We start from the raw sequence: 24,390 nt of genomic DNA, 5'->3' as shown, positions 1-24,390 counted from the left end.
AATAGAAAGATGGATGAATTATTCTCTAATAGTCTGCTTGAAAATATTCTCTTTTTTCTCCTGGTCAATAGCCAAAAAATAGGCGTAGATAATATCTAGCATGATGAGCAGGGGAATTTGTGGTGAGATACGATTGCCGTAATTGAGGTGGCGGACAGAGGCGACTGGAATGATTTGGTCAAAAGTCGGATGGAGAAAACTCTTGGTTGTTAACAGGGCGGTAGGAATCCCCTTTTGAGCAGCCAGGTGGAGATGCTCCATGACCTCTTCTGTCTGACCAGACAGAGAAAGACCGATGACCAGGCAACTAGGGTCTAAAATAGTAGTTGTCCAAATAAGATTGTTTTTATCAGTAATTGCATCGCAAACTACACCCAGTCGCATAAAGCGGGATTTGATTTCCATTGCAACCAAACCAGAACTGCCGATTCCGTAAAAATAGACACGCTTGCTACTGTCAATCAGTTTGGCAATTTCTTCCAATTTTTCTTCATCAACGAGTTTATTGGTAGCAGTTAGGATTTCCTCATAGTCTACCAAGACTTTTTTTGTTAAGCTCCGCTGTAATTTTTCAAAATGTTTATCCAAGTATTGTTGGTTATTCTGAAAGGCAAAGACAAATTCTCGATAACCGGAAAATCCACATTTTTTGGCAAAACGGGTAAGAGCAGATGGAGAAATGTGGAGTTGCTGTATAGTGTTTTCTTGGCTAAGATTGGCGCTAGATGGATCTAACTGAGTAAAATAACTAGCAATCTGCTTTTCAAGTCTAGTCATCTGATCCAGATGAGACTCAATGATGGCAGAGATGTGTTTCGGTGTTTGTAACATTTTCCATTCCTCTGATAGCTTCTGAGGACATTATACCACTAAAACCCCCTCATTGATAGGTTTTATGATATAATGGAAACGTAAAAGGAATGTAAGATTATGTATATTGAAATGATTGATGAAACAGGGCAGGTTTCTGCTCAAATGCAGGAGCAGATTACGGAATTGCTCCAGTTTGCTGCCGAAAAAATTGGCAAGCAGAATAAGGAAATGGCTGTGACCTTTGTGGACAATAAGCGTGTCCATGAGGTTAACTTGGAGTACCGAGGAATTGACCGTCCTACAGACGTTGTCAGCCTAGAATATAAGCCAGAGTCGGAGATTGTTTTTGATGAGGAAGACTTACTGGACAATCCTGAATTGGCTGAAATGATGGAAGATTTCGATGCTTATATTGGTGAATTGTATATTTCTATCGATAAGGCGCGTGAGCAAGCTGAAGATTATGGTCATAGCTACGAGCGCGAAATGGGCTTTTTAGCTGTACACGGTTTTCTGCATATCAATGGCTATGATCATTATACGCCAGAAGAAGAGGCAGAAATGTTTGGTTTACAAGAAGAAATTTTGACAGCTTATGGACTTACAAGAGAATAATTCAAAAAATCGCTGGAAAAACCGAGAATTGATTGCAAGTCTAGAATTTGCAGTAACAGGTTTACTGACGGCTTTCAAGGAAGAACGCAATATGAAGAAGCACCTTGCTTCAGCTGTCCTTGTTGTGCTTGCAGGACTTATTTTCCAAGTATCTGTGACAGAATGGCTCTTCCTCTTGCTTAGCATTAGTCTGGTTATCGCTTTTGAAATTGTGAATTCGGCTATTGAGAATGTGGTGGATTTGGCGTCAGACTATCATTTTTCTATGTTGGCAAAGAATGCAAAAGATATGGCAGCAGGGGCAGTCTTGTTTGTGTCAGGATTTGCCTTGTTGACAGGATTGATTATCTTTGTGCCGAAAATTTGGGACTTTATTTTTTAGAATTTAGTCTTTTAGTTTACTTTTAGTACTAGGCAACGAGTCGCAGGCATAACTCAATGCTTTCTTGTTTCTAGGTGACCAGCTGATGTACTTCGCTTTTTTGTTTTCAGGCTCAGGTACGAATAGTCCACCGGACTATTCGTATCCCCCAGACTGTTTCAATCAGGCAAGGTGAGTTCAAATACTCCAGTGGAGTGTTTGAAGTTGGAAATAAGGAAACAAAGTTTCCTCATTCGTCGAAGTAATAAAAGAAAAACTAAATGACAATATAAGGAGAATACATGACATTTAACTCAGGTTTTGTGGCGATTTTAGGTCGTCCAAACGTTGGGAAATCAACCTTTCTCAACTATGTAATGGGGCAAAAAATTGCCATCATGAGCGACAAGGCTCAAACAACCCGTAACAAGATTATGGGGATTTATACAACAGAAGAAGAGCAGATTGTCTTCATTGACACACCAGGAATCCACAAGCCTAAGACGGCCTTGGGTGACTTTATGGTGGAATCTGCCTATAGCACCCTTCGTGAAGTGGACACGGTCCTCTTTATGGTGCCAGCCGATGAAAAGCGAGGCAAGGGTGACGACATGATTATGGAACGTCTTAAACAGGCCAAGGTTCCAGTCATTTTAGTGGTTAACAAGATTGACAAGGTTCATCCAGACCAGCTTTTGGAACAGATTGATGATTTCCGTCAACAGATGGACTTCAAGGAAATTGTGCCAATTTCTGCTACCCAAGGGAACAATGTTAATCGTCTCATGGAAATTCTCAAGGAAAATCTGGATGAAGGTTTCCAGTATTTCCCAGCGGACCAAATCACTGACCACCCAGAACGTTTCTTGGTATCTGAGATGATTCGGGAGAAGGTTCTACACCTGACTCGTGAGGAAATTCCGCACTCTGTGGCCGTTGTCATCGAGTCCATGAAACGTGATGAATTTACCGACAAGGTCCATATCCGAGCGACGATTATGGTTGAGCGTGATAGCCAGAAAGGCATCATCATCGGCAAGCAAGGAGCCATGCTCAAGAAAATTGGCTCCATGGCCCGTCGTGATATTGAATTGATGTTGGGCGACAAAGTCTTCCTCGAAACCTGGGTCAAAGTCAAGAAAAACTGGCGAGACAAAAAACTCGACCTCGCCGACTTTGGCTATAATGAGAAAGAGTATTAATAAGGTTTGGGGAACCTTATTAACCCGAGCCAAGAAATTGGAGAGCGAGGTAGGTTCGGGGGAGTGAAACAGTCTGGGAATAGACTGTTTCAGCAGGTCACATAGGAGTGCGAAAGTGACCATGTGAAGAACCGAGCCTAGAAATTAGAGAGCGAGGCAGCCTGGGGATAGGTTGTCTAAGTCAATCACTTAGAAATAGTTAGCAGAAAAGCCGAAAGGCTTTTACTGCGTTATGGAGAAATCTTTTTAGTAAACAAGAAAGGAAAGCTGGTTAGGTGTTGTAATTGAGCACGCCTACGACTCTTTGAAAAAAGATAACCATGACCTAGGTGTCGAAGCACCGTCGGTCAGGTTTCTATTTTTCTTTGAGTCGCTTAACGGCTTAGTATCTTAGTATGCCCGAATTGCCTGAGGTTGAGACGGTTCGTCGTGGGTTGAATCGGTTGGTCAAGGGAAAGGTTATCGAAAGGGTCAAGGTGACCTATGCTCCTATGATTAAGACTGGTGTGGATGCCTTCTGTCAGGACTTGATTGGTCAGGAGATTTTAGATGTGGATCGTCGTGGCAAGTATCTCTTGATTTACCTGACAGACCATGTCCTCATTTCCCACTTGCGGATGGAAGGTAAGTACAATTTCTTTCCTGACCAGGTGCCTGCCAACAAACATTTCCATGCCTTTTTTACTTTTTCAGATGGCTCGACCTTGGTTTATCAGGATGTCCGCAAGTTTGGCACAATGGAACTGCTGGGCAAGGCAGATGTGGATGCCTACTTTCTCAGTCGAAAAATCGGTCCTGAGCCGACGGAGGAAGATTTTGACTTGGAAGCCTTTGCTGCTAAGTTGGCCAAGTCGAAAAAGCCCATTAAGTCGCATCTTTTGGACCAGTCTTTGGTGGCTGGTTTGGGCAATATTTATGTTGATGAGGTCTTGTTCAAGGCACAAGTTCATCCTGCTCAAGCAAGTAATCAGCTATCGGCTGAGCAGGTGGCAGACCTCCGTCAAGCCACCATAGAAGTTCTTCAACTAGGAACTGAAAAAGGTGGTTCAACCATTCGGACCTACAAAAATGCCTTGGGAATGGACGGGACTATGCAGGATTATTTACAAGTTTATGGAAAGACAGGACAGGCTTGTCCCCGTTGCCAGACGGAGATTGTCAAAATCCAGCTGGGCGGTCGAGGGACGCATTTCTGTCCTCAGTGTCAGGTGAAACATGGCTAAAGTTATTGGTTTAACAGGCGGTATCGCCTCTGGAAAATCAACGGTTACAGCTTTTTTGCGAGAACAGGGCTATCCAGTCATCGATGCGGATGCGGTCGTGCATGAGTTGCAGGCTAAAGGCGGAAAGCTCTATCAGGTCTTACTTGCCGAGTTTGGGGAAGCTATCCTGTCAGCTGATGGCAGTCTAGATAGGGCTAAGCTGGGGCAGGCTGTTTTTGCGGATAGCAATCTGCGGGCTCGTTTATCTGTCTTGCAGGACAAGATTATCAGGCAGGAGCTGTTAGACAGAAGGGATGCTCTCAAGCAGACTGAAGATGTAATTTTCATGGATATTCCTTTGCTTTACGAGGCTGATTATAGCGGGGAAGTAAATGAAGTCTGGCTAGTTTATGTCGATAGAGCGCAGCAGTTGGAACGGCTCATGAAACGCAATGGCTTAGCTGTTCAAGATGCAGAAAATCGTCTGGCTGCTCAGCTTTCTTTAGAGGAAAAACGGTCGCAAGCCCAGGTGGTGATTGACAATAGCGGAGCGGTTGAGGCGACCTCAACACAGGTTGCGCAACTTTTGGAGGAATTAAAGGATGGACGACGGTAGTAGTTATTGGAAGCAGAATTTGAAGGTGGCTTGGTTGGGAAATTTCCTAACAGGGACGAGTTTTACCTTGGTTATGCCTTTTATCTCGGTTTTTGTGGAAGAGTTGGGGGTGGGCCCTGGACAGGTAGAATATTATGCGGGACTTGCGGTATCTGTTAATGCCCTTGCGGCAGCCTTGATGGCACCTATTTGGGGGAGTTTGGCGGACCGTTACGGTCGCAAGCCTATGATGGTGCGGGCTGCTTTTGCGATGATTTTTACTATGGGTGGTATGGCCTTTGTACCAAATGTTTTTTGGTTGCTTGCCTTACGTGTCCTAAATGGGGTATTTACAGGGTACATTCCCAATGCGACTGCCTTGATTGCCAGTCAGGTTCCAAAGGATAAGACGGGGTATGCTCTGGGGACCTTATCAACAGGTGCGGTAGCGGGTAATTTGATTGGTCCGACCCTAGGTGGTATCTTAGCAGAGATGTTTGGCGTACATACGGTATTTTTGCTGGTGGGACTTCTTTATGCTATCGTTGTGTTACTGACCGTTTTCTATATTCGAGAGGATTTTGTTCCAATCAAAAAAGGCGAAGAGATGTCGGTTAAAGAGGTATTTGAGCAGGTGAAAGATCGGCAGATGCTGGTTGGGCTTTTTGTGACTTCTATGATTATTATTGCAGCTGCTCAGGCTGTTGTTCCTATATTGACTCTCTACGTGCGGCATTTGGGACAGACAGACAATCTCCTTTTTGTAGCTGGCTTTATCATTTCCTTGCCTGGTATGGCATCGCTAGTGACATCAGGTTATTTAGGGAAAATTGGTGATCGTATTGGCAACCATCGACTTCTATTGATTGCTTTGACTTACAGTCTGTTGATTAATGTTTTCTGTGTTTTTGCAGAAAATCCTTTCCAGCTTGGTTTGTTGCGATTCATGTATGGTTTTGGGACAGGAGCATTGTTGCCTTCGGTCAATTCTCTTTTGACCAAGTTGACTCCAAAAGAAGGGATTTCAAGGATATTTTCCTACAACCAACTCTTTAATAATCTAGGTTCTGTTGTTGGTCCCATGATGGGGTCTGCGGTGGCTGCTCACATGGGTTATGACTGGGTTTTCTATCTGTCGAGCGGACTTGTCCTCTTTAACCTTATCTGGTCTTTGACCAATTTTAGAAACTATTTGAAAGTAAGGGATGTTTAGTGAGAGTTAAAATCAATTTACAATGTTCAGAATGTGGTAGTAAGAACTACTTGACTAGCAAAAACGCCAAGACTCATCCAGATAAGATTGAAGTCCTTAAATACTGCCCAAAAGAGAGAAAAGTAACCCTCCACCTTGAAACTAAGTAGGTTTTATGGTATAATGTCATAAGTTATTGTAGAAAGTGAAAAAAATATGTATCAAGCATTATTAGCAATTCTGTTGATTTTATCTGTTATTTTGATTGTAGTGATTTTTATTCAACCGGCTAAAAACCAGTCTAGCAACGTCTTTGACTCTTCTAGTGGAGCCTTATTTGAACGTACAAAGGCCCGTGGTTTTGAAGCGGTGATGCAACGCATTACAGCTATTCTTGTTTTTCTTTGGATGCTGGATGCGCTGGCACTTGTTATCATTTCAAGTAAGTAGATAAATCAGACTGGGACTTGTTCTTGGTCTATTTTTTTAGTAAAGGTAAGATGAAAAACGAAATTATTAACTATATTAAAGAAGTTGGTCCTGTGACAATGGACCAGCTGGCAGATCAGTTTGGAGCCAGTTCTGCAAAAGGTTTTACAGACTTGGTCAAGCTGGTTTCTAGTATGGAAGGGAGCCGTCAACTTTTCTTTGACAATGCGGGACGGATTGCTCTTCCTGCTCCAAAAATCTCCAAGAACAAGGTGACCTTGCAGGGCATTTTCCGTGCCCACAAATCAGGCTTTGGCTTTGTGACCATTGACGAGGAGGAAGATGATCTCTTTGTCAGTCGTGACGATGTTAATTTTGCCATCGAGGGCGACCGAGTGGAAGTGGCGATCAAGAAAGTGGCGGACAGGCTCAAGGGAACGGCTGCGGAAGCGGAAGTCATTGATATTTTAGAACATAGCCTGAAAACTGCGGTAGGCTTGATTGTTTTTGACGAAGATAAGCCAGAATATGCAGGCTACATCAAGTCTAAAAACCAGAAAATCGCTCAGAAGATTTACATCAAGAAGTCACCTCTGGTATTGACCGGAACGGAAATCCTCAAAGTCGACATTGAAGCCTATCCAAACAAGAAACGGGACCACTTTATTGCGACCATTCGGGACGTGGTGGGCCACAAGGACGATGTGGGGATCGATGTCTTGGAAGTTTTGGAATCCATGGACATCGTGTCGGAATTCCCTGATGAAGTCTTGGCGGAGGCTAATCGAGTGCCAGAAAGTCCGTCTGAGAATGACTTTGAAGGCCGCTTGGACCTGCGAGATGAAATCATCTTCACCATTGACGGTGCGGATGCCAAGGACTTGGATGATGCGGTCCATATCAAGCAGCTCAAGAATGGTAATCTGGAACTGGGTGTCCATATCGCTGATGTCAGCTACTATGTGACCGAAGGCTCTGCCTTGGACCAGGAAGCTGTCAAGCGTGGGACTTCTGTCTATGTTACCGACCGTGTGGTGCCGATGCTACCAGAACGCCTGTCAAATGGCATTTGTTCCCTTAATCCAAATGTGGATCGCCTGACCCAGTCGGCTATTATGGAAATTGACCGCAAGGGCAAAGTGGTCAAGCACTGGATTGGCCAGACGGTCATCAAAACCACCTTCCGCATGACCTATTCTGATGTCAATGACATGATTGCGGGTAATCAGGAAAAGTTGGACAAATACAAGGCAATCGTGCCAAGTGTGGACCTCATGGTCAAACTCCATGAAACGCTGGAAACCATGCGGTACAAGCGTGGAGCCCTTAACTTTGACACGACAGAAGCCAAAATCATCGTCAACAAGGATGGTCTGCCAGTCGATATTCAACTGCGCCAGCGAGGCATTGCCGAGCGGATGATTGAGTCCTTCATGCTGGCTGCCAACGAGTGCGTTGCTGAGCATTTTGCCAAGTTGGACCTGCCTTTCATCTATCGGATTCACGAGGAGCCTAAGTCGGACAAGTTGCAGAAGTTCATCGACTATGCGACCAGCTTTGGCCTGACGGTCTATGGTACGGCCAGCTCTATCAGCCAGGACGCCCTTCAGGACCTCATGGAGCGGGTCAAGGATGAACCCTATGCGGATGTTCTCAACATGATGTTGCTTCGCTCCATGCAGCAGGCACGCTACTCGGAGCACAACCACGGCCACTACGGACTGGGTGCGGAGTTCTACACCCACTTCACCAGCCCTATCCGCCGCTATCCTGACCTGCTGGTTCACCGTATGGTGCGGGAATATGGTCAAAATCCTGCGGAAAAAGCAGAGTATTTTGAACAGGTTATTCCTGAGCTTGCCAAGTCTTCGTCCAGTTTAGAACGCCGTGCCATTGAGGCAGAGCGGGAAGTCGAAGCCATGAAGAAGGCAGAGTTCATGCAAGAATTTGTTGGGCAAGAGTTTGATGGTGTCGTGTCTAGCGTAGTCAAGTTTGGACTCTTTGTCGAGTTGCCAAATACGGTTGAAGGCCTGATCCATGTCACTAACCTCAACGAATACTATCAATTCCACGAGCGTACTCTGACCTTGCAGGGTGAGAAATCTGGGCGAGTCTTCCGTGTCGGTCAGCCAATCCGTATCAAGCTAACGCGTGCGGACAAGATGACAGGGGAAATCGATTTTGCCCACGTGCCGTCCGAGCTGGATATTGTCGAAAAGGCCTTGAAAGCTAAGCGGAGAACGGCTAGTCACTCCAACCGTGACCGTGATGATCGGTCAGGGCGAGGACGGGGCAAGCACCACAAACAAGAAGCTGCTGGTCGCGATAGCGGACGTCACAAGTCTGGGAAAGACCACAAGTCAAAAAGTGGTAAAAAAGACAAGAAAAAGAAACCATTTTACAAAGAAGTGGCTAAAAAGAACAAGAAGAAAAGGAGATAGGCATGGCCAAGGGTGAGGACAATGTGATTGCACAGAATAAAAAAGCCCGCCACGACTATACCATTGTCGATACAGTGGAGGCGGGGATGGTCCTGACGGGGACGGAGATTAAGTCTATTCGTGCGGGGCGGATCAACCTCAAGGATGGCTTTGCCCAAATCAAGCAGGGCGAGGCTTGGTTGGTCAATGTCCATATCGCTCCCTATGATGAGGGCAATATCTGGAACCAGGAGCCAACGCGGACCCGCAAGTTGCTCTTGCGGAAGAAGCAAATCGAGTCCTTGGGCAATGAGGTCAAGGGAACAGGGATGACCCTGGTGCCCCTCAAAGTCTATATCAAGGACGGCTTTGCCAAGGTCCTGATTGGGCTTGCCAAAGGGAAGCACGACTACGATAAGCGGGAGTCAATTAAACGCCGTGAGCAAGACCGCGATATTAAACGGACTATAAAGGCTATCAATAGTCGCTAAGACTGGGAGAAATCCTGGTTTTTTTTATTATCTGGTTTTTCGTTAATCTTTGTTATCCACGTTTTGCAATGTAGCGTTATTTTTCTTGAGAGTTTTCAAGATTGCTGAGAAAACGTTCGATTTTCATAAGCATAAGAGGATGATCGTATATGCGGCATAATTCTCTTGCTTGTAAGTAGTAGTTCCTCACCTGCTCCTTGTCCAAAAATGATGCACCAGCATTGCCGACTATTATTAAAAAATGTTCTAATTGATAGCTAGTATGCTTAGATTTACAGAATTCAATCATTTCAAGTGCTTCTTGCATGGCTTCACTATATTTTTTCTGTGACTGTAAATAGTGGGCGTAGTTGAAACGGATTCGGATATAACCGAAAAGAAATTCTTGGTTTGTCAGATCCTTGGTTTGATAGAGTTCTTTGAGAAGTTTGTAATTTTTTTCATACTCTTCTTCACGTTTGACTAGAGAATAAAAATTAGACAGAGTGTTGAGGATTTTAAGATAAACAAGGGTTGTAGTTGATAGTTTCGAAAGGGCTTTTTCCAAATGTGAGATAGCTTGATCTTTTAAATCATATTTATAAAAGTCAATGATGGCTTTACTCCATTCGAGGTACATTTTATCTTCAAAAGATAAAACACTCTTTTTTTCCATTTCCAATCGATAGATATATTCTAAATTGTCATAATTTCTATCTTCTAATAGTTTTGATGATAATTGTTTGAAATGAGAGAGATTAGACTTGACCTCGACTTGTTCATTAAAAAAGTAATCTAGAGGTACTTCTAGACGCTTGGATAGCTTGAAGAGAAGCTCAGCGGATGGCATGAAACTCCCTCTCTCAATTTTACTAATCTGGCTTTGTTCACAAATGCCTTCTGCGAGAGTTTTCTGCGATAGTTTGAGTTCCTTTCGTCTTAATCTAAATTTTTCACCTAACATATTCATAAATACTCTATTTCCTTTGATTTTCTTCTAGTTTTATTATAAAAGAAATATTCTTTTACAGCAAGTTTTTTTATAAAAATAGCTATCTAAGTAATATATTGTAAAATAATTACAATAAAACATATTTTAAGTTGATTTTGCCATTAAATCATGCTATAAATGAAATAAATTGGTGATATGAAAAATACGTTTGACTGACAAATAGGAGGCTTTATGAAACATCTCATCACTCTGATTTCTAAGTTTAAGTTTTTATTTTTAGGCTGTCTATTGAGCTCCTTTCTTTTTGCTTTTGACGGCATATTATCTCCCTACGTGATGGGAGAGTTATCAGTTAAAATGGAGCAGGGAAATCTTGCTTCAGTAGTGTCTTTGATTGTTTTTTGGGGCTTAGGACTTGTTGGTTTATTGTTAGCCCAGTTGGCTTATAATTTTTTGAAAGGAAAATTTTTACAAAAAACGAGTGTCTTTCTGAGAACAGCAATTTTACAATCCTCCTTTCAAAAAGATCAATTGGATCTTGCCCCAACAAGTTTTCTGACAAAATCCTTATCCGATGTTCCGCTCATCCAAGAAAAAGTCATAACCGCCAGCATTCAACTCTGTTACTGCCTTGCTCAAGGTGCCCTTGCATTTACTTTTGTTCTGTCACAGAATTGGAAACTAGGCTTGGTATTTATTGGATTTGGTATCTTGCCGACACTGGTACCTAAGATAACGGCCAAATGGATTAAGAATGGTACCACGACTTGGCAAGTCAACAATCAAGCTTACGTTCTATCTCTGGAAGAAAGTTTCTCATCGCGTTGGTTATTGGTACGCTTTAAAGCGATTGGAAATATTCTATCCAAAAATGGAGAGCTCTTAGCCACTATGGAGAGTAGTTATTTTAGTATGAATTTTAGGCAGGCAGTTTCTTCCTTCTTTGTCAGTCTGCTCTATAATCTCTCGATACTTGTTGGATTTTTCTATGGAGTTTATCTGATTAGTACAGGGGAACTGATCTTTGGTGTCTTACTTTCGGTTTGTATGGCTTCTGACCGAGTTGTGACCCCACTTATTTCAGCAATCTATTATGTTAACGAAATACTAGGAGCTTTGCCTTTACTTGAAGCGATTCAATTGAATAGCCAAGCTTATGGCTTAAGTGATGAAAAAGCTCTACCAACTAAAAAGATGAAGCAAGGGGAGATTGAGACAAAAGACCTAGCAATTGGTTATGATTCTACTGTCTTGTTAAAAGGTCTCAATCTATTTATACAGCAAGGGGAGAAGGTACTGGTGACAGGTGGCTCAGGAACTGGGAAATCAACCTTATTCAAAACCTTGCTTGGAGAGATTCCTGCTTTAGATGGTACAGTACGGATTGGTCGAGAGGATAAGGAAGAGAGTGTCTATGAGCATATTGCTGTGATTGACCAAAATTCTTTTGTCTTTACTGATACCCTACGGTTTAATCTAACACTTGGTTTTCCGATGGAAGACAGCCGTTTGTTGGAGGTTTTAGGACAAGTAGGCTTAGAAAAATTTGCTGACTTAGCAATCTTGGATACCTTGTTAGGTAAGGAAGGGATTCAGTTGTCAAATGGTGAACAACGTAGGCTTGAAGTTGCACGTGCCTTGTTACAAGAGAAAGAGATTTTGTTTGTTGATGAAGCCTTATCGGGTCTGGATGTGGTCAATGCCGATCTTTTGAGTGCTATTTTACTGCATTACCCTGGTACTGTATTGAACATCGAACACCATATACCAGAGCAGATGAGAGCCTCATATACACAAGTGATTAATCTGAATAATTATTGTTAGAGACGAGTAGGTAATCGTCTCATTGAAGTCTTAGATTTTAAGGTTTGTAACGAACGAGCGATTTCATTTTTACATTTCCTCATATAAAACAACCCCAGACAATTTCGAAACTATCTGGGGTTTATTATTTGATTTTTGAAGAGTATTAATCCACCGTAATCATGGCTTTAATCGTTTTGCGGTTGGCCATGTCTTTGTAGGCTTGGTCAATATTGTCTAGGCTGTAAGTTTGGGTGAAAACTCGACCTGGGTTGATGTCGCCTTTAAGAACAGCATCGAGCAAAATTTCCTTATCATAGGTTGTGACAGAAGCAGAGCCACCACCGATAATGATATTTTGAGCAAAGGTTGAGCCAAGGGCGTGGTTATTGTAATGAGGTACACCGACAAAACCGATACGACCACCATTGTGAAGAACACCGAGGGCTTGGTCAATGGAGGCTTCTGTTCCGACACATTCGAGGGCTGCATCCGCTCCACCACCTAGGATTTCACGGACTTTGGCAATGCCTTCCTCGCCACGTTCTGCTACGATGGCAGTAGCCCCTGATTCCAAAGCCATTTGCTGGCGATCTGCGTGGCGACTCATCATGATAATCTGAGAAGCTCCGCGCATTTTTGCAGCAATGACGGCACATTGACCCACTGCACCATCACCGATGACAACAACCTTGTCACCAGGTTTGACATCTGCAACACGCGCAGCGTGGTAGCCTGTTGGCATAACATCTGCCAGTGTCAAAAGGGATTTAATCATGCCTTCCGAGTAGTCGCTTGGCTGACCAGGAATTTTGATCAAGGCCCAGTTGCCGTAGTGGAAACGAATGTATTGAGACTGGTAGTTGTTGCCCCAGTTGGTGTAGCCTGGATGGTTGTCACAAGTACCGTCAAAGCCAGCACGACAGGCATCACAGTGTCCGCAACCGTGTGTAAATGGAACGATGACAAAGTCACCAGGAACAAGGGTTGTAATGTCTTCGCCTACCTCTTCAACGATACCGATGGCTTCATGACCAGAGTTGGTGTCACCATGGTCATGGTGAATGTCTTCTCCGTAGCCCCAAAGGTCTGACCCACAGACACAGGCCCGAACGACCTTGATAATGACATCATCCTTGGCTTGAAGGCTTGGTTTTTCGATTTCTGCAACGGTCATCTTACCGGCTTTTTCATAAATAGCTGCTTTCATATTCATCACACATTTACTTGTCAGTAAATATCCTTTCTGATTGATATGGAATATTATACACCTTGGAGTTAACTCCAAGTCAAGAAAAAATGGGTTTGAATTCATATTTTCTTTGTGATAGACTAAGTGTATTGGAAAGAAAAGGAGAGATAATGACGGTTTTAGTTCCTTACAAACGCATGCCCATTTGGAATCAGGATACGGTTCCTCAGCATTTTTTGACCAAGCACAATACCAAGGTGGGTACTTGGGCCAAAATCAAGGTTTTAAAGGGCCAGCTCAAGTTTGAGCCCATTTCAGATGATAATGAGATTTTGGGAGAATATGTTTATGGTCCGATAGATGATATTCCTTTTGTGGAGCCACAGGCTTGGCATCGGGTGACCCTGTTGACAGAGGATACGGAGTTTTTCTTGGAATTTTTCTGTCAGCCGGAGGATTATTTTGCTAAAAAATATGACTATACACGGACACATTCAGAAGTCTTGGAGGCTTTGAAAATCATCGAGCCCTGCAAGGTTTTGGATTTGGGATGTGGACATGGTAGGAACAGTCTTTATTTGGCCCAGCAGGGTTTTGAGGTGATGGCGGTTGACAAGCACGTGCCGAGTATTCGGACCCTCTTGCAGGTCAAGGAAGCGGAGGATTTGGACTTGCAAGCTGGGACCTATGACATCAATTCAGCTAGTCTGGAGCAGGATTACGATTGGATTATCTCAACAGTGGTCTTTATGTTCTTGGAGCGGGATCGGGTGCCAGCCATTATCCGCAATATGCAGGAGCAGACACGACCTGGTGGCTATAACTTGATTGTGGCGGCTATGGATACGGAAGATGCGCCCTGTCCTATGAATTTCTCCTTTACTTTTGGAGCAGGTGAGTTGAAGGAATACTACCGTGACTGGGAACTGGTTAAATACAATGAAGATTTTGGTCAACTCCATAAACGGGATGAAAATGGCAATTTCCTTAAGATGCGGTTTGCGACCATGTTAGCTAGAAAAAATGTGTAAAATATATCTGAAAGCACTTGCAAGGCAAGTGTTTTTGCGTTACAATGTAGGTGCAAATGGGTAAATCATATTATACTCCACGAAAATCACCTTCTGTTTGGGTCGGAGACTTGTGTAAAATAGTCTCTGGATTCCTGTCTTTGGAAGGAGCCTACTTCTGATTTTCACAGAGTATCAGGAAAGGAGAAGTCTATGAAAAAGACTTTTGTTCGTATAGCCACATTTCTAATGTTGGTTTGCCTATTCCCTGCTCAACTTGTTCAAGCCTGTTCAGGCTTTATCATTGGGAAAGGGTTGACAACGGATGGTTCTATCCTTTATGGTAGAACGGAAGATTATCCCTATCCACCAGATAATGGAGCGCACAATAAAAATTATATTGTGGTTCCAGCAGCAACCTATGCTGAGGGAGATATGTTGGTGGATGAAACATTTGGTTTTACAGCACCACACTTGGCAAATGAGTTCAAGTACACCTCTACGCCTGATGCGGCGCGTGGGGATGGTTCAAATGGTAATTATGGGGCGCACGGTTTTAACGAAAAAGGCGTATCCATGACTGCTACTGTAACAGCTATTCCAAATGCTAAAGTCTTGGCAGTTGATCCTCTAGTTGAAGCTGGAGGGCTGGGAGAACCAATTTTGATTGATTATGTTCTTCCTAGGGTCACTAGTGCGCGTGAAGGTGTTGAGCTGATTGCAAAGACAATCGATGAAAAAGGCTCAGCAGAAGGGAATATTGTTATTATTGCTGACAAAAATGAAGTTTGGTACATGGAAATTTTGTCAGGACACCAATACGTAGCCATCAAGTTCCCTGAAGACAAGTATGCAATTTTTGCAAATACTTACTATCTAGGTCATGTTGATTTTACCGATACAGAAAATGTGATTGCTTCTGCAAAGGTTGAAGAAGTAGCCAAACAAGCGGATAATTATGTGACAGTCGATGGACAGTTCCATATCGCTAAATCATACGATCCTGCAACTTATGCTGAAGCAGACCGTTCCCGTGTGTATGCAGGTATTAAATTGATGGATCCAGCATCGCCTGTAACCTATGAAGATGCTGTGTATGATTTGCTACGTCAGCCAACAGATCCAAGTCGTCGCTTTAGTTTACAAGATACCTTTGCCTTACAACGTAACCGTTTTGAACATCTTCCAGAATTTCGTCCAGACGATGAAGCAGGTAAGGTAAAACAAGGGGATAATGGTGCGAATGACCAAGCGGCAGATGCGACTTATAAATACGCTCTTGGTAATGAAAACGTCATCGATGCCCATGTTTATCAGATCAATAGTAGCTTACCATCAGCCTTCGGTGGCACAGTATGGTTGGGCTTGGCTCAGACAAGGAATACACCGTATGTTCCATTTTATGGTATTGTGACTGATACTTATGAAGCCTTTAAAAATCGCTCAGCTTCTTATGACACGAATTCATGGTACTGGACGGTACAAAATATTGATAAGATGGCCATCTCACACCCAGAGTTATTTGGTACATCGATTCAAGAAAAATGGATTGCCCTTGAAAAAGAATGGATTGCTGCACAGGCAGCTCTTGATGCTCAATATGCTGGACTTTCAGAAGATGCAGCTGTAGCCCTGGCTCCAACTGTAACAGAGGAAACCTTGGCTCGTTCAGCAGAGATTTTTGCCCAACTAAAAGCTGTTGAAGCTGAAATGATGGCAAAAATTGAAGCAGCAACAAGTCCGTCATCCAGCAGCACCGACTCATCAAGTGGTACTGAAACATCCACTAGTACCGAACCATCATCAAGTGGTACTGAACCATCCACTAGTACCGAACCATCGACCAGCACAGAGCCATCATCAAGTGGTACCGAAACTTCAACCAGTACAAGTCAGTCTACAAGTGCTTCTGACACAGGAGGAGCTACGGATACTTCCTCATCAAGCGGAACAGTAATGTCTTCTGATAAGAAAGTAACACCTACTAATAAAAAAGGTAAATCAAGTCTTCCTAGTACAGGTGAGCAAGTCAGCCTCCTGTTGGTGGCGCTAGGTGTTGCAGGAATTTTAACAGCAATTTTTCTTCATCGAAAAAAATCCAGTAAAGAATAGAATGAGATTATTGGTCATCAGTGGATGACTAGAAATGAAAAAAGCCTTATTTTTAAGGCTTTTTTCATTTTCGGAAATAACTCTGTATTACGAAAAGGTTAACTTTATTAAAAATGTAGTTCGTTCATAACTTAGTATGATAAAATATTAATTTTACGATTATAATAACATACTAAGGAGAAAGTAATGAAATACGGTTATGCACGCATATCATCCTACAGTCAAAAACTCGATAGACAAATCAAGGCTTTAACAGATGTTGGTTGTGATATGGTGATAACAGATAAAGAGTCGGGGAAGAACTTTGATCGAAAAGGTTATAAGAGATTAATGAGGAGGTTGAACAAGGGAGATGAACTCTACATTAAGTCTATTGACCGATTAGGTCGAAACTATGAGGAAATCATTGAACAATGGCGGATGATTACGGTCATAAGAGAAGTTGATGTCATTGTCTTAGACTTTCCCCTGCTCAACACGAAGGAACAAGTTAACGGCTTAACGGGGCGTTTTTTATCTGAACTAATTCTCCAAATCCTCAGTTATGTAGCTCAAATAGAGCGAGAAAACATCAAGCAACGTCAAAAAGAGGGGATTCAGATTGCCAAGGAAAAAGGTGTCCAGTTTGGTCGCCAAAGTTTTGAAATCTCAGCAGAGGCAAAAGCAATAATAGAGCGGTATATTGCAGGTGAGATTAGCTCCTTGAGAAAATGTTCACAGATGATCGGAGTGAGTCATGTAACTGTTGCAAAATGGGTAAAACAGCTAACCCAAGATGAAATGTAAGAAATTAATAAAAAATTGCAATAAAAAGTAAGAAAAATGAAAAAAACAGTAAATAATAGTATACATAAATTTACACTTTAATCCATTCAAAATACCCCTATATTATGTAGTATACAACTATTGTTAAAAAAAGTATACTTTAATTTACAATTTCTCCCCATGAAAAAAAGGAGTAACAAAGATGAAGAAAAAGTCATCAATGAATTGGTATCACCAAAAGCAACGTTTCTCATTACGTAAGTACCACTTTGGCGCAGCTAGTGTGCTTTTGGGGACTGCTTTGGTATTTGGTGGAGCGCAAGTTTCAGCAGAAGAGGTAACTACTACAGGGACGGCTGAAAACACAATGCTTATTGCCAATGAGACCGAAAATGGAGAAGAAGGTGCACCAGCGAGTGAACCAAGTGCGTCAAGTACAACAAGTACGGAGGAAAATACTTCAGTAGCTCCAGCAGAGTCAGGAACTACTGCTGTGGCGGAACAGCCAGCAGCAGAAAACTCTTCTGCGACAGGCGAAGTGATCTATTTGCTTTCAAAGGATGGTCTAGAGAGCGCCATTGCATCGGCAAAATCACAAGACCTGAGCACCAAGACCAGCGAATCAGTAGCGGTTCTTTTGGCAGCGATTGAGCATGCGGAAACAGTCTTGGCGACTGCGACAAGCCAAGCTGAATTGGATCAGGCGCAAGCTGACCTTGTGGCAGCTGAAGCGCAATTGGCTGAACAAGTGGTCGAAGCAGAGGTAGAAAATACAACAACTCAGCCGGAAACTCAACCGATGACAACGACTAGAGCGGCGGTGGTTTCTGAAACAGTGCAACCTCTAGCTGCCTTGTCATCTCCGACGGCGACAGCTGTTCATGTCGCGACGTTTAACACTATTAGAAAGACACCAGGTATTGTCCAGCAAAAAATTACCCTGACGACCAAAATAAACGGTCGCGTAAATATCGGAGATACTCTGGAATATATATTTACGAATGTACAAGTTCCGCCTACTACATTTGGAGCAACCGTAAAAGACAGTAGTGGCAGGACAATTGGAACGGTTAAGCACACTAATATTGTCCCTGTTGGCTATACTAGACAACAGGGAGCAGTGGATGAAAGTCTTGGTGATACCTATGTAAAAGAGAAGTACGTCCTAACCTTTACTGAAGCTCTTGATAATACAGAGTTAAACTGGGACTTCACACTCTCTTCGGGTGCTTTTTATAATAAAGATTCTCATATCATGAGTCAGACAATAGCGGTAGATGGAGTAGAAATTGCTCGCAATGATGAAACAATTCCAGCTATGTCCCTCCCTACTTCAATGGAATCAAGAGGAGCGTTGACGGGACGGATTTATTCACGGCCTGACGGGAATCTAATCACCTCTTTGTGGTTCGACCATTATGTACCTTCAGGAAAAGGAGAAGATGGCGAAGTATCTTTCCGCATAGATAGTGGCAACCTATCTATAGATACCAGATTTATTAAAGTAGGTGATGTAGTCGATCTTATCAATATTCCGCTGACTGATGTTGCTTCAGCTCAATACAATAGTCGCGGTTATATATTTTACCCAAAAGTAGAAGGCGCTAAAGCAACAATTACTAAAGTTACCGATAAGGAACTATCCTACACTGTCACAGGGATTGATCCTAAACTTGCAACAGTCTATCGTCTAAATAAAAGTGTGCAAGGGATAGTCAACGATACCAGTACAGTTGTGAATAATGCGATGCCAATTAGCTATAATGTGACAGGTGCTAATACTGACGGAGAGACAATTTACGACAAAACGTATACAAATGTTCGCAACATTGACTATACAGGTGGAACCTTGAAGTCAGATACAGTTTTAGCTAAGCGTGGCTCCGTTTACGCAACCTATAAGACCGAGGATGGAGTGGAGCTCAAACCACAAGTCACAGTGATGGACAATCAAGTTGTCGGAGATCGTTACACTGCGACTGCAGAGGAGTTTGTAGGCTACAAGCTCGTTGCAACCCCTGCAAATGCGACTGGACGCGTCACAGAGTCTCCAATCACTGTAAACTTTGTCTACGCAGTGCACAACAGCACCGTGACAGTAAACTATGTTGATGCAGAGACAGGTGCGGAACTCCTACCAGTTAAGACAACCACCGTCCAAGTTGGTCAGCCTTACAGCACACAAGCTGAAACGATTACTCACTACGATTTGGTAGAAACACCAGCTAATGCCACAGGTACAGTCAGTGAGGGCGGCATTACCATTACCTATCGCTACAAGCAGCAACAAGCATCTAACCCAGTTATTAATCCTGTAGACACAGATGATACTACTGTGACAGGTACAGGAACTCCAGGGGCAACTGTAACCGTAACTTTCCCAGGTGGCTCAACCACTACTGTACCAGTCAAGACGGATGGAACATGGAAAGTTTCAGCACCAGATGATCTTGCTAAAGATGACAAGATTACAGCTATCCAAACAGAAACAGGTAAAAAGCCAAGTGAACCAGCAACTGTGATTGTAACGGAAGCGCCTGTCAAAGATACAAGTAGTACACCGACAATCAATCCAGTGGACACGGATGATACTACAGTGACAGGTACCGGTACCCCAGGAGCCGCTGTAACCGTAACCTTCCCAGATGGAAGTCAGACCACAACTCCAGTCAAACCAGATGGCACTTGGTCTGTTCCAGTAGCACCAGGTAGCTTGAAAGAGGGTGACCAGGTCACAGCCACACAAACGGAGTCAGGTAAGAACCCAAGTGCACCAACAAACACTAACGTCACTGCTGCACCGACACCACAAGCAGACGACTTCACACCGAAAGGTCAAGACGTGCCAGCTAAAGTAGGCGACACACCAAAAGCCGAAGACGGTATCTCTAACAAAGGCGACCTTCCATCAGGTACAACCTATGAGTGGAAAGATAAGCCAGATACGACAACGCCAGGTGACAAGCCAGCAACCGTAGTCGTGACTTACCCAGACGGCTCTAAGGATGAAGTCCCAGTAACGGTTAAAGTGACTGAGCCAGCCAAGGAAGATAGCGTTCCACCAACAATCAACCCAGTTAATCCAGGTGATACGACAATCGGAGGCGAAGGCACCCCAGGTGGTACCGTTACCGTAACCTTGCCAGATGGCAATACAGTAACTGTTCCAGTCAAACCAGATGGTACATGGACAGCCCCAATCACCCCAGCCAAACCAGGTGACACTTATACAGGCATTCAAACCGAACCAGGTAAGAATCCAAGTGATCCAACATCAGTAACTGTACCGAAGACTCAGGCAGACGACTTCACACCGAAAGGTCAAGACGTGCCAGCTAAAGTCGGCGACACACCGAAAGCTGAAGACGGTATCTCCAACAAAGGCGACCTTCCATCAGGTACAACCTACGAGTGGAAAGATAAGCCAGATACGACAACGCCAGGCGACAAACCAGCAACCATAGTCGTGACTTACCCAGACGGTTCTAAGGATGAAGTCCCAGTAACAGTTAAAGTGACTGAGCCAGCTAAGGAAGATAGCGTTCCACCGACAATCAATCCAGTCAACCCAGGTGATACGACAATCGGAGGCGAAGGCACCCCAGGTGGCACAGTAACCGTAACCTTGCCAGATGGTAATACCGTAACTGTTCCAGTCAATCCAGATGGTACATGGACAGCCCCAATCACCCCAGCCAAACCAGGTGATACTTATACTGGTACGCAAACCGAACCAGGTAAGAACCCAAGTGACCCAACTTCAGTAACTGTACCGAAGACTCAAGCAGACGACTTTACGCCGAAAGGTCAAGACGTGCCAGCTAAAGTCGGCGACACACCAAAAGCTGAAGACGGTATCTCTAACAAAGGTGACCTTCCATCAGGTACAACCTATGAGTGGAAAGATAAGCCAGACACAACAACGCCAGGCGACAAACCAGCCACAGTAGTCGTGACTTACCCAGACGGCTCTAAGGATGAAGTCCCAGTAACAGTTAAAGTGACTGAGCCAGCCAAGGAAGATAGCGTTCCACCAACAATTAACCCAGTTAATCCAGGCGATACGACAATCGGAGGCGAAGGCACCCCAGGTGGTACAGTAACCGTAACCTTGCCAGACGGCAATACAGTAACCGTCCCAGTCAATCCAGATGGTACATGGACAGCGCCAATCACACCAGCGAAGCCAGGTGACACATACACTGGTACGCAAACCGAACCAGGTAAGAACCCAAGTGACCCAACTTCAGTAACTGTACCGAAGACTCAAGCAGATGACTTTACGCCGAAAGGTCAAGACGTGCCAGCCAAAGTCGGCGACACACCAAAAGCAGAAGACGGTATCTCTAACAAAGGTGACCTTCCATCAGGTACAACCTATGAGTGGAAAGATAAGCCAGACACGACAACGCCAGGTGACAAACCAGCAACCGTAGTCGTGACTTACCCAGACGGCTCTAAGGACGAGGTTCCAGTAACGGTTAAAGTGACTGAGCCAGCCAAGGAAGATAGCGTTCCACCAACAATTAACCCAGTTAATCCAGGCGATACGACAATCGGAGGCGAAGGCACCCCAGGTGGTACAGTAACCGTAACCTTGCCAGACGGCAATACAGTAACCGTCCCAGTCAATCCAGATGGTACATGGACAGCACCAATCACGCCAGCCAAACCAGGTGATACTTATACTGGTACGCAAACCGAACCAGGTAAGAACCCAAGTGACCCAACTTCAGTAACTGTACCGAAGACTCAGGCAGACGACTTCACGCCGAAAGGTCAAGACGTGCCAGCTAAAGTCGGCGACACACCGAAAGCTGAAGACGGTATTTCCAACAAAGGCGACCTTCCATCAGGTACAACCTATGAGTGGAAAGATAAGCCAGACACTACAACTCCAGGTGACAAACCAGCAACTGTAGTCGTGACTTACCCAGACGGCTCTAAGGACGAGGTTCCAGTAACAGTTAAAGTGACTGAACCGACACCACAAGCAGACGATTTCACACCGAAAGGTCAAGACGTGCCAGCTAAAGTCGGCGACACACCGAAAGCTGAAGATGGCATCTCCAATAAAGGTGACCTCCCATCAGGTACAACCTATGAGTGGAAAGATAAGCCAGACACAACAACACCAGGTGACAAACCAGCAACTGTAGTCGTGACTTACCCAGACGGCTCTAAGGACGAGGTTCCAGTAACAGTTAAAGTGACTGCACCGACACCACAAGCAGACGACTTCACGCCGAAAGGTCAAGACGTACCAGCTAAAGTCGGCGACACACCAAAAGCTGAAGACGGCATCTCCAATAAAGGCGACCTTCCATCAGGTACAACCTACAAGTGGAAAGATGAGCCAGACACGACAACGCCAGGTGACAAACCAGCCACAGTAGTCGTGACTTACCCAGACGGTTCTAAGGATGAAGTCCCAGTAACAGTTAAAGTGACGGATCCTAACAAGGATACTGATGGCGACGGTGTTACTGATGAGGATGAGAAGAAAGATGGTACTGATCCTAAGAACCCAGACACTGACGGCGATGGCGTCAAAGACGGTGACGAGAAGAAAGACGGCACTGATCCTAAGAACCCAGACACCGATGGTGATGGTGTCAACGACGGTGACGAGAAGAAAGATGGCACCGATCCTAAGAACCCAGACACCGACGGCGATGGCGTCAAAGACGGTGATGAGAAGAAAGATGGCACCGATCCTAAGAACCCAGACACCGATGGAGATGGCGTCAACGACGGTGACGAGAAGAAAGACGGCACTGATCCATTAAATCCAGACACTGACGGCGATGGCGTTAAGGATGGAGATGAGAAGACCGACGGCACCGATCCTAAGAACCCCGATACCGACGGCGATGGCGTTAAGGATGGAGATGAGAAGACCGACGGTACCGATCCTAAGAACCCAGATACCGATGGAGACGGTGTCAACGACGGTGACGAGAAGAAAGATGGCACCGATCCTAAGAACCCGGACACCGACGGTGGTGGTGTGAACGATGGTGACGAGAAGAAAAATGGTACTAACCCACTTGACCCATCAGACGACAAGAAAACCCCAGAAGATCCTAAGAAGGATACTGATGGCGACGGTGTTACTGATGAGGACGAGAAGAAAGACGGCACTGATCCTAAGAACCCAGACACCGATGGTGATGGTGTCAACGACGGTGACGAGAAGAAAGACGGCACTGATCCTAAGAACCCAGACACCGATGGTGATGGCGTCAAAGACGGTGACGAGAAGAAAGATGGTACCGATCCTAAGAACCCAGACACCGACGGCGACGGCGTTAAAGACGGTGACGAGAAGAAAGACGGCACCGATCCTAAGAACCCCGATACCGACAGCGATGGCGTCAAAGATGGTGACGAGAAGAAAGACGGCACCGATCCTAAGAACCCAGACACCGACGGCGACGGCGTTAAAGACGGTGACGAGAAGAAAGACGGCACCGATCCTAAGAACCCAGATACCGACGGCGATGGCGTCAAAGATGGTGACGAGAAGAAAGACGGCACCGATCCTAAGAACCCAGACACCGACGGTGATGGCGTCAAAGACGGTGACGAGAAGAAAGATGGTACTGATCCTAAGAACCCAGACACCGACGGCGATGGTGTCAACGACGGTGACGAGAAGAAAGATGGCACCGATCCTAAGAACCCAGACACCGATGGTGGTGGCGTGAACGATGGTGACGAGAAGAAAAATGGTACTAACCCACTTGACCCATCAGACGACAAGAAAACCCCAGAAGATCCTAAGAAGGATACTGATGGCGGTGCGAAAGATAGTGGAACAAATTCAAATTCTTCCGTTAAAACTCCAACTTCTGGTGCGACTAAGCTTGGTCAACCATCTTCAGTAGGAACAAATAAACAGTTGCCAAATACAGGCGATGCCTCTAATCAAGAAATTGCTTTTGTTGTAGCAGCTCTCTTAGGCGGCACAGCTCTCGCTATGAGAAAACGTAAAGAAGAGGAATAGTGGCTGGTTAGTTTACTTAACTCCTGTTGACTCATTCGTATTTTATTGGGCTATTCAACCCCACTAAGTTTTACTGAATTCTCTTGATACCTCATCCCCCCAGACAATGTTATCAAGATCTAATCATTACTTATATGAATAAATTCTTTCCAAAATACCAATTCTGCTTGCAGAAACATACTAATATTTCTAATGACGAAGGTGAAGCTTTTTATTGAGTAGCCCAAGTGTTTAATAGATAGTGGAGT

The 24,390-nt window shown here is 44.3% G+C and carries 18 protein-coding genes; 15 read left to right on the top strand and 3 right to left on the bottom strand.

The annotated features are described in order from the left end of the window. Nucleotides 1-18 precede the first annotated feature (18 nt). A complete protein-coding gene (locus GPW69_RS07670; RefSeq protein WP_044681065.1) occupies nt 19-831 on the bottom strand; it encodes a MurR/RpiR family transcriptional regulator in 813 nt (270 codons plus the stop codon). 99 nt (nt 832-930) lie between these two features. Between GPW69_RS07670 and ybeY the strand changes: the two genes are divergently transcribed. The 10 genes from ybeY (at nt 931) to smpB (ending at nt 9,320) form a co-directional block, all read left to right on the top strand. After that, on the top strand, nt 931-1,428 hold the full coding sequence (ybeY, locus tag GPW69_RS07665; protein ID WP_002935749.1) for an rRNA maturation RNase YbeY: 498 nt from the start codon (nt 931-933) through the stop codon (nt 1,426-1,428). After that, nucleotides 1,409-1,810, top strand: coding sequence for a diacylglycerol kinase family protein (locus tag GPW69_RS07660; RefSeq protein WP_012027339.1), 402 nt, complete (start codon nt 1,409-1,411; stop codon nt 1,808-1,810). Before ybeY ends, GPW69_RS07660 begins: the two co-directional genes overlap by 20 nt. Nucleotides 1,811-2,091: 281 nt before the next feature. Next, the gene (gene era / locus GPW69_RS07655) at nt 2,092-2,991 is read left to right on the top strand and encodes a GTPase Era (protein WP_024389976.1); all 900 of its coding nucleotides are present in this window, start codon (nt 2,092-2,094) and stop codon (nt 2,989-2,991) included. A gap of 395 nt (nt 2,992-3,386) precedes the next feature. Further along, nucleotides 3,387-4,214 carry a DNA-formamidopyrimidine glycosylase gene (gene mutM / locus GPW69_RS07650; protein WP_074391771.1) on the top strand — a complete coding sequence of 276 codons (828 nt, stop codon included), beginning with the start codon at nt 3,387-3,389 and terminating at the stop codon, nt 4,212-4,214. Continuing rightward, nucleotides 4,207-4,809 carry a dephospho-CoA kinase gene (gene coaE, locus GPW69_RS07645; RefSeq protein ID WP_074391772.1) on the top strand — a complete coding sequence of 201 codons (603 nt, stop codon included), beginning with the start codon at nt 4,207-4,209 and terminating at the stop codon, nt 4,807-4,809. The genes mutM and coaE overlap by 8 nt, the downstream gene beginning before the upstream one ends. Next, complete coding sequence (locus GPW69_RS07640) at nt 4,796-6,001, top strand: multidrug efflux MFS transporter (protein WP_024411776.1); 1,206 nt, start codon at nt 4,796-4,798, stop codon at nt 5,999-6,001. Before coaE ends, GPW69_RS07640 begins: the two co-directional genes overlap by 14 nt. Beyond that, a complete protein-coding gene (gene rpmG, locus GPW69_RS07635) occupies nt 6,001-6,150 on the top strand; it encodes a 50S ribosomal protein L33 (RefSeq protein ID WP_012775228.1) in 150 nt (49 codons plus the stop codon). The genes GPW69_RS07640 and rpmG overlap by 1 nt, the downstream gene beginning before the upstream one ends. A gap of 46 nt (nt 6,151-6,196) precedes the next feature. Then, a complete protein-coding gene (gene secG, locus GPW69_RS07630) occupies nt 6,197-6,430 on the top strand; it encodes a preprotein translocase subunit SecG (RefSeq protein WP_002935768.1) in 234 nt (77 codons plus the stop codon). 50 nt (nt 6,431-6,480) lie between these two features. Continuing rightward, on the top strand, nt 6,481-8,850 hold the full coding sequence (gene rnr, locus GPW69_RS07625; protein ID WP_074391773.1) for a ribonuclease R: 2,370 nt from the start codon (nt 6,481-6,483) through the stop codon (nt 8,848-8,850). Between the two features lie 2 nt (nt 8,851-8,852). Beyond that, entirely contained in the window at nt 8,853-9,320 is a 468-nt protein-coding gene (smpB, locus tag GPW69_RS07620; protein ID WP_044673967.1) for an SsrA-binding protein SmpB, read from the top strand. Nucleotides 9,321-9,396: 76 nt separating this feature from the next. On the opposite strand, the gene GPW69_RS07615 is transcribed toward smpB, so the two are convergent. Next, on the bottom strand, nt 9,397-10,269 hold the full coding sequence (locus tag GPW69_RS07615; protein WP_044673969.1) for a helix-turn-helix domain-containing protein: 873 nt from the start codon (nt 10,267-10,269) through the stop codon (nt 9,397-9,399). A 213-nt stretch (nt 10,270-10,482) separates the two neighbouring features. Here GPW69_RS07615 and GPW69_RS07610 point away from each other — a divergent pair, with 213 nt between their 5' ends. Then, a complete protein-coding gene (locus GPW69_RS07610) occupies nt 10,483-12,075 on the top strand; it encodes an ATP-binding cassette domain-containing protein (RefSeq protein WP_074391774.1) in 1,593 nt (530 codons plus the stop codon). Between the two features lie 145 nt (nt 12,076-12,220). Here the strand turns inward: GPW69_RS07610 and GPW69_RS07605 are convergent, their stop codons facing one another. Then, nucleotides 12,221-13,264, bottom strand: a complete 1,044-nt coding sequence (locus GPW69_RS07605; protein WP_074391942.1) for a zinc-binding dehydrogenase — start codon at nt 13,262-13,264, stop codon at nt 12,221-12,223. Nucleotides 13,265-13,416: 152 nt separating this feature from the next. On the opposite strand from GPW69_RS07605, the gene tehB reads away from it, so the two are divergent. From tehB to GPW69_RS07585, 4 genes are all read left to right on the top strand, one after another. Beyond that, nucleotides 13,417-14,277: an SAM-dependent methyltransferase TehB gene (gene tehB / locus GPW69_RS07600; protein WP_074391775.1), complete on the top strand. Its 861-nt coding sequence runs from the start codon at nt 13,417-13,419 to the stop codon at nt 14,275-14,277. Between the two features lie 192 nt (nt 14,278-14,469). Then, the gene (locus GPW69_RS07595) at nt 14,470-16,368 is read left to right on the top strand and encodes a C69 family dipeptidase (protein WP_074391776.1); all 1,899 of its coding nucleotides are present in this window, start codon (nt 14,470-14,472) and stop codon (nt 16,366-16,368) included. Nucleotides 16,369-16,554: 186 nt separating this feature from the next. Next, nucleotides 16,555-17,154 (top strand): recombinase family protein, encoded by a 600-nt coding sequence (locus GPW69_RS07590; RefSeq protein ID WP_074391777.1) that lies wholly within the window; start codon nt 16,555-16,557, stop codon nt 17,152-17,154. A 181-nt stretch (nt 17,155-17,335) separates the two neighbouring features. Then, nucleotides 17,336-24,142 carry a Rib/alpha-like domain-containing protein gene (locus GPW69_RS07585; RefSeq protein ID WP_156697657.1) on the top strand — a complete coding sequence of 2,269 codons (6,807 nt, stop codon included), beginning with the start codon at nt 17,336-17,338 and terminating at the stop codon, nt 24,140-24,142. The last annotated feature ends 248 nt before the right edge of the window (nt 24,143-24,390 follow it).

This window comes from Streptococcus suis (genome assembly GCF_902702775.1).
Classification (GTDB): Bacteria; Bacillota; Bacilli; order Lactobacillales; family Streptococcaceae; genus Streptococcus; species Streptococcus hashimotonensis.
The sequence above is the reverse complement of the archived record's forward strand: the minus strand, read 5'-3'. Positions and strand labels throughout refer to the sequence as shown.

Bases quoted from the DNA above. Each gene is read 5' to 3' on its own strand.
- ybeY (WP_002935749.1), top strand. From the start codon at position 931: ATGTATATTGAAATGATTGATGAAACAGGGCAGGTTTCTGCTCAAATG.
- coaE (WP_074391772.1), top strand. From the start codon at position 4,207: ATGGCTAAAGTTATTGGTTTAACAGGCGGTATCGCCTCTGGAAAATCA.
- GPW69_RS07640 (WP_024411776.1), top strand. From the start codon at position 4,796: ATGGACGACGGTAGTAGTTATTGGAAGCAGAATTTGAAGGTGGCTTGG.
- GPW69_RS07670 (WP_044681065.1), bottom strand. From the start codon at position 831: ATGTTACAAACACCGAAACACATCTCTGCCATCATTGAGTCTCATCTG.
- tehB (WP_074391775.1), top strand. From the start codon at position 13,417: ATGACGGTTTTAGTTCCTTACAAACGCATGCCCATTTGGAATCAGGAT.
- GPW69_RS07585 (WP_156697657.1), top strand. From the start codon at position 17,336: ATGAAGAAAAAGTCATCAATGAATTGGTATCACCAAAAGCAACGTTTC.
- rnr (WP_074391773.1), top strand. From the start codon at position 6,481: ATGAAAAACGAAATTATTAACTATATTAAAGAAGTTGGTCCTGTGACA.
- GPW69_RS07605 (WP_074391942.1), bottom strand. From the start codon at position 13,264: ATGAAAGCAGCTATTTATGAAAAAGCCGGTAAGATGACCGTTGCAGAA.
- mutM (WP_074391771.1), top strand. From the start codon at position 3,387: ATGCCCGAATTGCCTGAGGTTGAGACGGTTCGTCGTGGGTTGAATCGG.
- smpB (WP_044673967.1), top strand. From the start codon at position 8,853: ATGGCCAAGGGTGAGGACAATGTGATTGCACAGAATAAAAAAGCCCGC.
- GPW69_RS07660 (WP_012027339.1), top strand. From the start codon at position 1,409: ATGGACTTACAAGAGAATAATTCAAAAAATCGCTGGAAAAACCGAGAA.
- GPW69_RS07590 (WP_074391777.1), top strand. From the start codon at position 16,555: ATGAAATACGGTTATGCACGCATATCATCCTACAGTCAAAAACTCGAT.
- secG (WP_002935768.1), top strand. From the start codon at position 6,197: ATGTATCAAGCATTATTAGCAATTCTGTTGATTTTATCTGTTATTTTG.
- era (WP_024389976.1), top strand. From the start codon at position 2,092: ATGACATTTAACTCAGGTTTTGTGGCGATTTTAGGTCGTCCAAACGTT.
- GPW69_RS07615 (WP_044673969.1), bottom strand. From the start codon at position 10,269: ATGAATATGTTAGGTGAAAAATTTAGATTAAGACGAAAGGAACTCAAA.
- GPW69_RS07595 (WP_074391776.1), top strand. From the start codon at position 14,470: ATGAAAAAGACTTTTGTTCGTATAGCCACATTTCTAATGTTGGTTTGC.
- GPW69_RS07610 (WP_074391774.1), top strand. From the start codon at position 10,483: ATGAAACATCTCATCACTCTGATTTCTAAGTTTAAGTTTTTATTTTTA.